This window comes from Bacillaceae bacterium S4-13-56, from assembly GCA_040191315.1.
Lineage (GTDB): Bacteria > Bacillota > Bacilli > Bacillales > JAWJLM01 > JAWJLM01.
In genome coordinates this window covers 44583-56978 of the sequence record JAWJLM010000026.1, presented here as the reverse complement: position 1 = coordinate 56978, position 12396 = coordinate 44583, and the positions used below count along the sequence as shown (strand labels likewise).

13 protein-coding genes are annotated in these 12396 nt (G+C 37.1%); 8 read left to right on the top strand and 5 right to left on the bottom strand.

Annotated elements, in window-relative coordinates; genetic code table 11:
- Window positions 1–192 precede the first annotated feature (192 nt).
- On the top strand, window positions 193–720 hold the full coding sequence (locus tag RZN25_08835; GenBank protein ID MEQ6376923.1) for a DUF6147 family protein: 528 nt from the start codon (window positions 193–195) through the stop codon (window positions 718–720).
- A gap of 31 nt (window positions 721–751) precedes the next feature.
- On the opposite strand, the gene RZN25_08830 is transcribed toward RZN25_08835, so the two are convergent.
- The 4 genes from RZN25_08830 to RZN25_08815 form a co-directional block, all read right to left on the bottom strand.
- Window positions 752–1513 carry a DUF4367 domain-containing protein gene (locus RZN25_08830; protein ID MEQ6376922.1) on the bottom strand — a complete coding sequence of 254 codons (762 nt, stop codon included), beginning with the start codon at window positions 1511–1513 and terminating at the stop codon, window positions 752–754.
- On the bottom strand, window positions 1510–2067 hold the full coding sequence (locus RZN25_08825) for an RNA polymerase sigma factor (GenBank protein MEQ6376921.1): 558 nt from the start codon (window positions 2065–2067) through the stop codon (window positions 1510–1512). The genes RZN25_08830 and RZN25_08825 overlap by 4 nt, the downstream gene beginning before the upstream one ends.
- A gap of 125 nt (window positions 2068–2192) precedes the next feature.
- Window positions 2193–3491: an MFS transporter gene (locus tag RZN25_08820; GenBank protein ID MEQ6376920.1), complete on the bottom strand. Its 1299-nt coding sequence runs from the start codon at window positions 3489–3491 to the stop codon at window positions 2193–2195.
- 153 nt (window positions 3492–3644) lie between these two features.
- Window positions 3645–4097 carry an Hsp20/alpha crystallin family protein gene (locus tag RZN25_08815; GenBank protein MEQ6376919.1) on the bottom strand — a complete coding sequence of 151 codons (453 nt, stop codon included), beginning with the start codon at window positions 4095–4097 and terminating at the stop codon, window positions 3645–3647.
- A gap of 225 nt (window positions 4098–4322) precedes the next feature.
- Between RZN25_08815 and RZN25_08810 the strand changes: the two genes are divergently transcribed.
- The 6 genes from RZN25_08810 to safA all read left to right on the top strand — a co-directional run bounded on the left by RZN25_08810 (window position 4323) and on the right by safA (window position 9788).
- Window positions 4323–5216, top strand: coding sequence for a putative selenate ABC transporter substrate-binding protein (locus tag RZN25_08810; GenBank protein ID MEQ6376918.1), 894 nt, complete (start codon window positions 4323–4325; stop codon window positions 5214–5216).
- Window positions 5217–5233: 17 nt separating this feature from the next.
- Window positions 5234–5998, top strand: a complete 765-nt coding sequence (locus RZN25_08805) for a phosphonate ABC transporter ATP-binding protein (GenBank protein ID MEQ6376917.1) — start codon at window positions 5234–5236, stop codon at window positions 5996–5998.
- Window positions 5991–6779, top strand: a complete 789-nt coding sequence (locus tag RZN25_08800; protein ID MEQ6376916.1) for an ABC transporter permease subunit — start codon at window positions 5991–5993, stop codon at window positions 6777–6779. Before RZN25_08805 ends, RZN25_08800 begins: the two co-directional genes overlap by 8 nt.
- On the top strand, window positions 6776–7624 hold the full coding sequence (locus tag RZN25_08795; protein MEQ6376915.1) for an ABC transporter permease subunit: 849 nt from the start codon (window positions 6776–6778) through the stop codon (window positions 7622–7624). Before RZN25_08800 ends, RZN25_08795 begins: the two co-directional genes overlap by 4 nt.
- Window positions 7625–7776: 152 nt before the next feature.
- A complete protein-coding gene (locus RZN25_08790; protein MEQ6376914.1) occupies window positions 7777–9069 on the top strand; it encodes an NCS2 family permease in 1293 nt (430 codons plus the stop codon).
- Between the two features lie 131 nt (window positions 9070–9200).
- Window positions 9201–9788: a SafA/ExsA family spore coat assembly protein gene (gene safA, locus RZN25_08785; GenBank protein ID MEQ6376913.1), complete on the top strand. Its 588-nt coding sequence runs from the start codon at window positions 9201–9203 to the stop codon at window positions 9786–9788.
- 28 nt (window positions 9789–9816) lie between these two features.
- Here the strand turns inward: safA and RZN25_08780 are convergent, their stop codons facing one another.
- Window positions 9817–11193, bottom strand: a complete 1377-nt coding sequence (locus RZN25_08780) for an MATE family efflux transporter (protein ID MEQ6376912.1) — start codon at window positions 11191–11193, stop codon at window positions 9817–9819.
- 114 nt (window positions 11194–11307) lie between these two features.
- On the opposite strand from RZN25_08780, the gene RZN25_08775 reads away from it, so the two are divergent.
- The gene (locus RZN25_08775; GenBank protein ID MEQ6376911.1) at window positions 11308–12390 is read left to right on the top strand and encodes an undecaprenyldiphospho-muramoylpentapeptide beta-N-acetylglucosaminyltransferase; all 1083 of its coding nucleotides are present in this window, start codon (window positions 11308–11310) and stop codon (window positions 12388–12390) included.
- Window positions 12391–12396: the final 6 nt, after the last annotated feature.

The following is a 12396-nucleotide window of genomic DNA, read 5'->3' as shown; positions in this document are numbered from 1 at the left end:
AGTTCTACCAAAAAGACAACAAGGTAACAGCATAAATAAATAGTTCTACAATGACATCAAGAAAACTGCATAAATAGGATCCCCTAGTTTTTATTAACGAGCTGGGGGATTTTTTTCACTTGAATGAAGAAAAATAGCATCTAAAACTTTCCTTTTTACGTCTAGGAGTTGATAGGAAAGGAGAGAAAAACTATGAAAAAAAGATTAATTTTTGTTATTTCTTTTCTGCTTTTCATTCTTAATTTCCCTAGTGGAATGAGTGTAATGGCTGAGGGTGATGAAAAACCGGCTAAACCAAGTATTGGGATAGAATCGCAGGATCCATATTATGGGGAAGGTAGTATTGGAGATGTTTTTCTTAAAAAAGACGGCTCTTACTCAACACTATCTTCTACTCAATATTTAAAATATGGAACCAGCTCAATTGAAATCATTGGTACATCTGCTTTTGTGGTGGGAAAGTCGGGAGCTTATTATCCAGTTGATAAAGTGGAGGTAGAGGTTTATTTGCAAATTTGGGATTCAAGTGTTGAGAAAAAATGGGTGGATATAAGTTATATAGGAACATTTAGCAACTATAATGATTCAGTTGCTAGTGGTGGAAGTTATGTATCTCTTATTAGTGGTTATTATTATCGTACAAGATCTCGGCATGCTGTGACTCATGGATCAGATACAGAAACAGCAACAAGTTATTCATCCTATCTTTGGTATCCATAAACAAAAGTGAGGGATTTCCCTCACTTTTGTTTTAAAGAGATTCTGCTATAGCAATAATTTCATCCCTCGATAAAGTACCACTAATTGATATTTCATAGGATTGATTTGTCCATATAATCTCGAATAAATCTTCCTTGTACTGAATGAGAGTCGCTTGCTCTCCATTAATGGAGATTTCTTCTATTGAACTTTCATCGACCCCGTTAACTCTTCCTGAACCATACATTTCTCCCATTAAAATCTGGTTGATTGCAAAACGTTTTTCGTTATTAAAATAATTCAAATAAATATCCTGACTCTTTTCTACATGATTACTGAGTACTGTAACATCCTGTAAAGTAAATCCCTCTGGTATATATTTTGGAACTCTAATGGGGAAGGCAGTAACCTTCTGTGCGTCTTCTAGTGGCATTTTTTCAGTTGTAAAAGGTTCACCTACTTCAAAGTTGTCAGGTGATGGGAGATTTGATTCCTTGGGAGCTGAGTCTGTTTCTGATTTAATAAAAATCCGAGTCACAGAATCACTTGCTGTGTGATACATCTCTGTTAATGGTTTAAAAGCATTCCCACTGTTTGGAATCATAAATAACGAAGATCCCAACAAGAGAAAAAGAATCGCAGCAACTACGATTTTAGGCACCGTAAATGTTTTTTTAGGGGAGCGGTCCCGTTTAGAATTAAGCTTTTCCCATGCCTCTTCAACGGACAATGGGGGATCTGGACTATTTTCCAAGTCCGAATGAATGGTCTCTTTAATTAATTTTTCTAGTTGGTCTTCTTTCTTGTTTTTCATAAAATTCTACCACCATCCTTAAAATCTTCCGTCCTAATCAAGATTTCTTTAAGTCTTTGCTTTCCACGATAGATACGAGACTTTACTGCTGAAAGTGAGATTTCTAGTGCATCCGCAATTTCTTGTTCCTTTAAATCATGTTCGTATTTAAGAAGTAGGACTTCTTTATATTCAGGTTTCAATTCAGAAAGTTTTTGTTGCAATAGCTCTTTAACAAGCTTTGACTCAACGATGGCTTCTACTGTAGGCTGATTATTTAGCTCCTGAATGGTCTCCTTATCTATATAGACGTCATCTGCAAGCAAATCGATGCTTTTTTTTGACTTTCTTATGAAATCAATTGCAGTCCGTGTCGTTACCGTGCCTATCCATGCTTTCAACTTATCTCCATCTTTAACGGTATGTATCTTTTTAAAAATTTTTATAAATGATTCTTGTACAATATCTTGTGCCATATGAGCGTCTCGCACAATGAAATATGCGGTTTGGTAGGCATGGTTATAAAACATTTCAAAAATTAGTTTTTCATATTCACTTTGTCTTTTCTTTGCCATAGGGACACTCTCCCTTTTTCTTTGTGTTTCTCTTATTCTATCGTATGCACCTCTTATAGAAAACTAGTTTTTCGAAGAATAGAAAAACCTCGCGCTTTACAAGTTTTCAATCTAAGCAGTTCATGTTATTCCTGTACTACATCAGCTACAGGTATTCCAATGGTAAGATTTTGTTTTTTCTCATCATATTCTCGACTTAATTTAGGGAGGATAAGGTAATATCCGACTCCTACGAATAAGAGGGCTCCCCCACATGCATAAAAGATTTGGGATATAGTGAACCAGGATGGAAAGCCAACAGAAATAATTCCTAATGTAGCTGTATGGGAGGCCATCATTAGCGGTGTAATCCAGCTCTCCACCCGTCCCATCATTTTTTTATCTACGATCGAAGGGAGCCACCCTCCAATAGCGATGTTTGCTAGTGGAATAGTTAGTGCTACAAAAACGGATCCTACTAGAAACCAAGCCAGTGTAGGAGCTATTCCACCTAACATTAAAAATGCTCCAGAAATGCTTAATCCAAGAGAAAGCGCAGTATAAAGCTTTATTTTGTATACTAACATAGAAGAGAGGATGCTTCCGACAATCATCGAAATACCAAAAATAATACCTAACACAACAGCCCATTGTTCATAAGAGTTCGGCGCCAACTTATATTTTAAAATATACATTGGCATTACTGACAGACCACCATTAACAATCCCTAGAATAAAGAAGCCGGTTATAATCGCAAATAATAACTTGTGGTTAAGAATATAGAGCAGTCCATCTTTAAAATCTTGGAAAATAAATTTGACTTTTAATTCTTTCCATGAATGTGAGCCATTTGGTAGTCTAGCTTCTTGGTCAATTTGGCAAGACCATATTAAGAAAGCCGAGACTAAAAATGTGATTCCATCCGCAATGATGGCTCCTTGAACTCCTAAACTCCAATAAGCGACTAAACCAATCCCTGTTGCAAAAAGATTAAATACACCAGCTACCATTTGGTTGAGGCCAGCGGCTGTTTTGTATTCTTCTTCTTGCAAAATTCCCTGAACTAGACTCTTTTCAGCTGGATCAAAGAATTTGGCAATCCCACTTCTTAAAAATAATACGAAGAATACAAGTGGCATCCACTCTGTTAGAACTGCGGCTACGAGTGTAAAGGATAAGATGGCACATATTAAATCTGCATAAATTGCAACTTTCTGGCGGTCCATACGGTCAGCAACAACACCGGTCAAAAAGAATACAAAAAGTGTGGGAGCTGAGTACATCATTTCTGTGAATGTGGCATAAAAAGGCTGACTAGAAAATCGTTCTAAAAGGTAAAACATAAAGGCTGTCATTCCAACAATGGTTCCTAAGTGGGAAGTAACGGCAGCAATAAAGACTTTCGTAAAATTTTTATTTTGAAATACAGAAAAGGTTTTTTTCATTTCTCATAGTCCCTTCGATATTTAATACATTCATTATAGTTGATGGAATAGCAATCACGAACCAACTAGAGATTGAAATAAGCCTCCGCCCCAAGGGGTAGGAAAGGATGCCAAAAACAAAAGAAAACCCAGCACATAGGCTGGGCGATTTAATCATTCTAATTCAATTCGATACGCTTTTTCTCCAGTATCTCCTTTTGGAATAGAGAGCTGGAGGACTCCATTTTTAAATTTCCCTTTGATCTGTGTTTCATCAATGTCTCCCACATAAAAGCTTCTTTCAAAGCTTCCGTAAGAACGTTCACGACGAATATAATTGTTCTTTTCATCCTTTGTTTCTTTATGCCCCTCACGTTTTGCACGAATGGTGACATAATCTCCTTTGTACTCGACAGAAATGTCATCTTTTTCTACCCCAGGTAGTTCTGCTTCAACTAAGTAGGCATTTCCATCATCTTTTACATCCATTTTAAACGACTGATTACTGAAAAAATCACTCATCGGTGCAAAAAAATCATCGGCAAAGCTCTGGCGCAATCCATGATCAAACACATCTCTCATGTGATCAAAAAGGTCTCTGTTTCGTCTTGGAAACAAGTTTGGCATAGCTGTTACCTCCTCTTTTGTTATTAATATATCTTTTTCAATTATAGTATATTCATTTGGTCAGTAAAGGTCAAATGAAAAGCAAACTTCAAAAAGTGAATTTTATATGAACGTTTGGAACAAAATCCCATAAAGGAAATAAGTAAATTTCTTTACGATTTAAGCATGTTTCATTATAATTTGTAATATGTAATATAAATAAAACTTATATAAGGGGTTTTTAATGTGAAGAAATGGTTTTTAGGAATACTTAGTGTATTTTTTGTTTTAGTACTTGCGGCATGTGGTGGGGATGATGAAAACACAGATAATGCATCTGCTGATAACGGAGATAAGGTTTTTAAAATTGGTGGGATTCCAGATCAAAATGTATCAGATTTGAACCGCCGTTTTCAGGAAATTGCTGATTATATTGGAGAAAAAACAGGGCTAACTGTTGAATATGTTCCTTCTAATGACTATGCTGCCTTGGTAAAAGCTTTTGAGCGTGGGGAAGTTCACTTAGCTTGGTTTGGTGGCTTGACTGGTGTTCAAGCTCGAAATGCAGTGGAAGGGGCAGAAGCTATAGCTCAACGTCCAAGAGATGCTGAGTTCCATTCTGTTTTTGTTGCTCAAAAAGATTTAGGGTTAGAGTCAATTGAAGATGTGAAGGGACTTAGTTTTACTTTTGGAAGTGAAAGTTCAACGTCTGGACATTTAATGCCTCGCTACTATATGATGGAAGCTGGAATTGATCCAAATGCAGATCTTGATGGAGATCCGAACTATTCAGGATCCCATGACAAAACATACAAACTTGTTGAGTCAGGTGCTTTCCAAGCTGGTGCTCTAAATGAGGCTGTGTGGGAAAGTGCAGTTGAGGAAGGGAAAGTAGATACTAGTAAAGTAGATGTTTTCTATACGACGCCTTCATACTACGACTACAACTGGACGATTAATAGTGTAGATGAAGAATTTGGAGAAGGTACAAAGGATAAAGTAAAAGAAGCTCTATTATCCGTAACATCTGAGCAAGAAGCGATTGTAGATCTTTTCCAAACGGATAAATTCATTGAAACTAATAATGCAAATTATGATATGATTCGCCAAGTTGCTGAGGAGTTAGGAATTATTAAATAAAGAATGGGGTAAGAGAAATGACAGCTCCAACTTATCAATATGAGATTAATCAAATAGAAAAACATTATGGGAAGAACGCTGCACTCTCTTCCCTTTCTTTTTGTATTGAAAAAGGAGAAAAAATAGCTTTGGTAGGGCCAAGTGGTGCTGGTAAATCAACGCTACTTAATTTGATGGCTAATTTGATCCATCCTGATCAAGGAGAAATTTTGATTGATCAAAAAAGGACCACACAATACAAAGCAGGTAGGGATTTGTCACGAAAGGTTGGAATCATCCGCCAACAATTTGACCTTGTAACGCCATTGCCTGTCATACACAACGTTTTGGCTGGAAGGCTTGGAGAATGGGGGTTCTTTAAATCCCTAATTTCCCTTATTTTTCCTCGAGAAAGGCAAGTGGCAATTAACGCTTTAAAGCGAGTGGGATTAGAGGAGAAGGCTTATGAGAAAACCGCCGATTTATCAGGTGGACAGCAACAACGAGTGGCTTTAGCACGATTGCTTGTTCAACAACCAGAAATCATACTTGCCGATGAACCTGTAGCATCATTAGACCCTGCGCGAGCAGATGATGTTCTTTCTATAATGGTAAAACTAGCAGAAGAAGAGAACCAAACCTTACTTGCGAGTTTACACTCTGTTGACTTAGCCAAAAAATATTTTGATCGAATTATTGGACTGAGGAATGGAAAATTATTTTTTGATTTGCCAGTGGAACAGGTGAATGATGAACAGCTTCAAGAGTTATACGAATTAGAGGGGATGAGGCAGGATGGTTAGAGCCCCTCTTTTTAAAAATAAAACGTTTCTTACCGTATTAGTAATTGGTGTTTTTATTTGGAGTTTAACCTCTGTGACATGGAATTCTGATCTCTTCCATTCTGGTGGGGGGGTCATGCTTTTACAAATTCTAAAAGGAATGGTCACTCCTGACCTCTCTTCAGAAATCCTAAGTCTAGCTATAGTTTCAACATGGAAAACATTAGCATATGCAGTAGCTGGGATGTCACTTGCCGTTCTATTTGGCTTCGTTTTTGGACTTTTAGCTTCTGGTGTTTTATCAGGAAACAAAACAAGAATTTATACAAAAGTAGGATTTCGCGGAGTATTAGGGTTTATGAGGGCTATTCATGAGCTAGTATGGGCTTGGCTATTTGTGGCGGCCATTGGGTTATCTCCTTATACTGCAATTTTTGCGATTTCCATTCCCTATGGGGGAATCTTGGGTAGAATTTTTGCTGATATGTTAAATGATGTGCCTCAAGAACCAATTGATGCACTTAGAGCAAGTGGTGCTTCAAGGTTTCAGGTTCTTTTATATGGTTATCTGCCTATTGCCTCTGCTGACATGGTTAGTTATGTTATGTATCGTTTTGAATGTGCCATTCGTTCCTCTGCTATCATGAGTTTCGTAGGTCTAGGTGGACTTGGTTACCAGATTCAACTTTCCCTTGACGATTTGAAATATGATGAGGTATGGACCTTCTTGTATTTCTTAATTGCTATTGTCGTGCTCGTTGATTTGTGGAGCCAAGGGTTAAGAAAGAGGTTGGTATCATGAGAAAAAGATCATTAAAGGAACGACTAGGCTTTGTTCGACTTTCTTTTTTCGCTATTATTGTACTTTTTATTAGTTCTTGGGTATTTATTTTTATTGGTGAAAAAGCAACATTATCTACACTTTTTTCAGAGGAAAATGCGAAGCACACTAAAGAGTTTTTAACCTCTTTACTTGGGTTAAATGAAGAAAATCCAGCTTTCCTTGATGTTGAAAGCTGGAAAAATGCTTTGAAACTTTCTTATGAGACCCTTCAAATGAGTGTCATGGCCATTGGTTTTTCGGTTATTGCGATGATTTTTACGGTTATCCCAGCGGCAAGAAATGTGGCTGACGGGACGTTAACCTTAGGGAAAAAGTGGTATGGCTGGTTAATGTACAATATTGTCCGTCTGATGTATGTTTTTTCTCGTGCCGTACCAGAGTTGATCTGGGCAATGATCATTATCTTTATTTTTAAACCAGGTGTTCTTCCAGGTGCCATTGCCTTAGCCCTCCACAACTTTGGTATTCTTGGAAAGCTTTGTGCTGAAGTATTGGAAGATACGGATAACCGACCGATCCGGAGTTTAGCTTCTAGTGGTGCAAGTAAATCACAAATGTTTTTATATGGTGTATTACCTAACGTTCTTCCTAAATTTATTACGTATATCCTCTATCGTTGGGAAGTGATCATCCGAACAACGATTGTGGTTGGCTTCGTTGGTGCAGGTGGATTAGGTAGGGAGTTCAAGTTGAGCATGAGTTGGTTCCATTATTCAGAAGTGACTTTATTTTTAATATGTTATGTCCTTCTAGTTGTATTGGCAGATATGTTGTCTGAAGGATTTAGGAAAGCAGTGAAATAATAAAGAGGCAACCTTTTGGGTTGTCTCTTTTTCTAAGGATTTTTAAAAAACTTATCCGGAAATAATATTTTTCATTTAAATCATTGAAATTAACTATAAAAACGAATATTATGATTAATGTTGGTTAATATCATTCGGAAAGAAGGGTACATATGTTAGAGAAACTATTTCATTTGGGGCAAAATAACACGAATGTTCGAACAGAAGTGTTAGCAGGATTCACTACTTTTTTAACGATGGTTTATATTGTTATTCTTAATCCTGTTATTTTATCAAGTGCAGGAGTTCCTTTTGATCAAGTCTTTATGGCGACGATTATTTCAGCTGTCATTGGAACTTTAAGTATGGCTTTTTTAGCCAATTATCCGATTGCAATTGCACCGGGCATGGGTTTAAATGCCTATTTTGCTGCGACAGTAGCTTCGCAAGGATTATCCTATCAAGTGGTCTTTGGTACGGTATTTCTTGCTGGACTTATCTTTCTTCTTTTAAGTTTTACAAAATTCCGTGAAGCATTATTAGAGTCTATTCCAAATTCTCTCAAATATGGGATTACATCTGGAATCGGTTTATTTATCGCCTTCTTGGGGCTAAAACAAGCTGGTATCGTTGTTCCTAGTGAAAGTACGATGGTGGCTTTTGGGGATTTACATCAACCAACTACTATTTTAGCTATCGTTGGATTATTTATTACGCTTATTTTAATGGCAAGACAAGTGAAAGGCGCGCTATTTCTAGGAATGGTGATCACTGGGATTATAGGTTTTATGACGGATCAACTAGTGTTCCAAGGTTTGTTATCAGCGCCTCCCAGCCCAGTACTATTCGACCTAGATATTGCAGGTGTCTTTTCAAACCATTTATATACAATTGTATTTGCTTTTTTATTAGTAACCATTTTTGATACAACAGGAACATTAATTGGAGTTTCAGAACAAGCTGGTCTGACCAAGAATGGAAAGTTACCAAAAGCAAAACATGCCTTGTTATCGGATGCTTTCGCTACAACTATTGGTTCTGCATTAGGAAGTAGTCCTTCTACTGCTTATATTGAATCTAGCACTGGTGTTGCAGCAGGTGGAAGAACGGGATTAACTTCTGTTGTTGTTGCAGGGTTGTTCCTTTTATCTATGTTTTTCTCCCCTTTCGTTCAAGCTATCGCTAACTTGCCGGCAATAACCGCACCGGTTCTTTTAATTGTGGGTTGTTTTATGATGGAGGGCTTATCAAGAATTGATTGGAAAACCTTTGATGAAGCCTTTCCTGCCTTTATCATTGTTTTGACGATGCCACTTACTTCAAGCATTGCTACAGGTATAGCAATTGGTTTTATCACGTATCCTTTATTGAAATTAGTGAGCGGAAAGGGAAAGCTGGTCCATCCACTTCTTTATATTTTTGGAATCATTTTCATTATTCAAATGATCTTTTTCCCAGCGCATTAAGTGTTTGAGTGTCCTTATTTTAAGGGCACTATTTTTTTCGTAAAGCAATAAAATGATTGAACTTTTGACATACTACGATTAAGAAAGGAGGGCGTAAAGTGAAGAAAGCAATCACTCTTTTTTGTTCCTTGGTGTTAAGTGTTATCTTGGGAGTTTCATCTGTTGGGGCTCAGGGGAACGATACTTATATTGTTCAACGGGGTGACTCTCTTTGGAAGATTTCAGTTAAATATCAAGTTGGGCTCTCAGAAATCATTGAGGCAAACCCTCAATTTGAAAACCCTAATTTAATTTATCCTGGAGATAAAGTCACTATTCCTCTTATTAATGATGTCAAGACTATTGAACAACAGGTTATTGACCTAACCAACCAGGAACGTGCACAGCAAGGACTTCCTGCATTGAAGCATGATTGGCAGCTATCGCGAGTGGCGAGATATAAGTCCGTGGATATGAGAGACAAGAGATATTTTTCTCATGATTCACCGACCTATGGATCTCCATTCCAAATGATTAAAGCCTTTAATATATCTTATACCAGAGCAGCGGAAAATATTGCAGCTGGTCAACAGACAGCAAAAGACGTTGTTAATGCATGGATGAATAGCGCTGGACATAGGAAAAACATTTTAGATCCTAATTTAACCTATATAGGCGTTGGTTATGCTAAAGGTGGAAGTTATGGCCATTATTGGACCCAAATGTTCATTACCAAATAAAAAAAGCAGGGATTTTTCCCTGCTTTTTTTATGGTTCTATTGATTCTTTGCGAAGGATTATAGCTAAATGCTTCTTTTGAATAACTAGCATTCTTCCTAACAAGGTCATGGCTCCTGCGGCTAAACCAATAATGAGCCCCATCCAATATCCATAAGGGCCAAAGTCTGTATAAGTGGCTAACAATATTCCTGATGGGAGGCCGATAACCCAATAGGAGACTAAAGCCATAATTAAAGTAATGTTCACATCTTTATACCCGCGGAGTACTCCTTGTATAGGTGCACCAAATGCATCAGAAAGCTGGAAAAAGATTGCGTAAAAAATAAAGTGTTTTGTAAGCTTTATTACTTTTGGGTTTGAATTATATAACTGTGCAATCCAGTCATCAAATACATATAAAATAATCCCGCAAAATACAGCCATAAGAATGGCCCCTAAGATTCCAATTTTACTATAGGTAATGGCATCTTTAACTCGCATGGCGCCTACTTCAAAACCAACAACTACGGTTAATGCCATGGATATGCTCAACGGAATCATATATAAGAAGGAAGAAAAGTTAATGGCAGCTTGGTGAGCGGCAATTGTATTTGTACCGAAATCAGACATAAATAACGTAACAGCGGCAAAAATGCTTGTTTCGAAAAAAATAGCAAATCCAATGGGTATTCCAATTTTTAATTGTTCTAACCAGAGTTTTATATTGGGTAATTCAAATGAGTTAAAAATATGATAAAATGCAAATGGTCTTATTCGATGTATAATAAAGATAGCAAGAACCATCACTAACCAATAAGTAATAGATGAAGCTAATCCTGCTCCTATGCCACCTAAGGCAGGTAAACCAAGCTTTCCAAAAATAAAAATATAATTTAGAAAAACGTTAATGGGAAGGGCTATAAGAGTAATAAACATGGAAACCCTCGTATGTCCTAACCCATCTAGAAAACTTCGAAGCAAATTGTAAACAAATAATGGAACTAACCCTATACCGAGTGCTAATAGGTAGCCTTTAGCAACTCCATAGACATCAGGTTCAAGTTTCATGAGTTGAAGCAAAGGATCTAGCAAAAAATAACCAATTGTTCCGACAACCGCTGCAAGTAAAATAGCTAAGTAAATTCCTTGTCTGACTACGAAAGGAATCTCTTCTTTCTGTTTCTTTCCATTTAAATGGGCTACAATGGGAGAGATAGCTAATAATATTCCATTCAGTCCCGTAAAGACTGGTACCCAAAGACTAGATCCAATGGCTACTCCCGCTAAATCAGCAGTACCTGCTTGGCCTGACATCACTGTATCAAAAAAGTTCATGGCATATAGGCCAAGCTGTGTGATTAGGATGGGTAGGAGGATGACCGAGAATAATTTCATTTTTTCTTTTATTGTAAATGTTTCATACATTTAAAAACTTCCTTTTATAATGGAGTGATCTTCTAAAGAGTTGATAAGATGGATTATAGCATATCCACATCATGAACATGAATAAATTAAACATCTAACGAAGGGGCGTTGTAAATGAAGGTAAAGGCAAGAAGAATTCTGTTTACTGGTGGAGGTACCGCCGGTCATGTTATGGTAAATTTAGCCTTGATTCCAGAATTTTTAAAGTTGGGATGGAAGGTTGATTATATTGGATCCAAAAATGGAATAGAGCGAGAACTTATTGAGCCCCTGGAAGACGTCACCTATTATTCCATTTCCACAGGAAAATTAAGAAGGTATCTTTCCAAAGAAAACTTAAAAGATCCTTTCAAAGTATTAAAGGGAACATGGGAAGCTCAGCGAATCATAAGAAAGGTAAAACCAGATGTTGTTTTTTCAAAAGGTGGATTTGTATCTGTGCCAGTTGTGATTGGTGCGGGAGTCAATAGAGTCCCAGCCATCATTCATGAGTCTGATTATACTCCCGGGTTGGCTAATAGATTAGCGATTCCTTTTTCTTCAAAGGTCCTAGCCACTTTCCCTGAAACTCTGAAGCATTTGCCAGTTAGAAAGGCGGAGTGGATTGGAGCCATTGTTCGTGAAGAGCTTTTTACGGGAGATGGAAAAGAAGGCATGCAAATATGTCAATTTCATCAAGAACGCACCACGCTTTTAATTATGGGGGGAAGCTCCGGCTCGAAAAAAATTAACGACGGAATACGCGCTAATCTTGAGAAATTACTCCCTACATTTAACATTATTCATATTTGTGGAAAAGGAAATGTGAATCCTTCTTACAACCAAGAAGGATATGCACAGTTTGAATATGTAAAGGATGACCTAAAGCATCTTTTAGCCGCATCAGACTTAATTATTTCACGTGCTGGTGCAAATGCTATATATGAGTTTTTAGCGTTACGAAAGCCAATGTTGCTGATTCCTTTATCAAAAAGTGTAAGTAGGGGAGACCAGATACTCAATGCACATTCCTTTGAAAAACAGGGGTTTGCTCATGTTTTAGAAGAAGAGGATTTTGCGAATTCACACAAATTATATGAAGAAATTTTACAACTCGAAAGAGAAAAAGACAAAATTATGAAAAGTATGGAGAAGTATGAAAGTAGTGTTGCTAAAGATCATGTCATTGAACTCATAAAAAAAACTGCCAAGTCGTAAAAAGCG

What these genes read in the sequence shown, in the direction of transcription:
- RZN25_08830 (MEQ6376922.1), bottom strand. Translation starts at nt 1,513, where the DNA reads ATGAAAAACAAGAAAGAAGACCAACTAGAAAAATTAATTAAAGAGACC.
- RZN25_08825 (MEQ6376921.1), bottom strand. Translation starts at nt 2,067, where the DNA reads ATGGCAAAGAAAAGACAAAGTGAATATGAAAAACTAATTTTTGAAATG.
- RZN25_08800 (MEQ6376916.1), top strand. Translation starts at nt 5,991, where the DNA reads ATGGTTAGAGCCCCTCTTTTTAAAAATAAAACGTTTCTTACCGTATTA.
- RZN25_08795 (MEQ6376915.1), top strand. Translation starts at nt 6,776, where the DNA reads ATGAGAAAAAGATCATTAAAGGAACGACTAGGCTTTGTTCGACTTTCT.
- RZN25_08835 (MEQ6376923.1), top strand. Translation starts at nt 193, where the DNA reads ATGAAAAAAAGATTAATTTTTGTTATTTCTTTTCTGCTTTTCATTCTT.
- RZN25_08805 (MEQ6376917.1), top strand. Translation starts at nt 5,234, where the DNA reads ATGACAGCTCCAACTTATCAATATGAGATTAATCAAATAGAAAAACAT.
- RZN25_08815 (MEQ6376919.1), bottom strand. Translation starts at nt 4,097, where the DNA reads ATGCCAAACTTGTTTCCAAGACGAAACAGAGACCTTTTTGATCACATG.
- RZN25_08790 (MEQ6376914.1), top strand. Translation starts at nt 7,777, where the DNA reads ATGTTAGAGAAACTATTTCATTTGGGGCAAAATAACACGAATGTTCGA.
- RZN25_08775 (MEQ6376911.1), top strand. Translation starts at nt 11,308, where the DNA reads ATGAAGGTAAAGGCAAGAAGAATTCTGTTTACTGGTGGAGGTACCGCC.
- RZN25_08820 (MEQ6376920.1), bottom strand. Translation starts at nt 3,491, where the DNA reads ATGAAAAAAACCTTTTCTGTATTTCAAAATAAAAATTTTACGAAAGTC.
- RZN25_08780 (MEQ6376912.1), bottom strand. Translation starts at nt 11,193, where the DNA reads ATGTATGAAACATTTACAATAAAAGAAAAAATGAAATTATTCTCGGTC.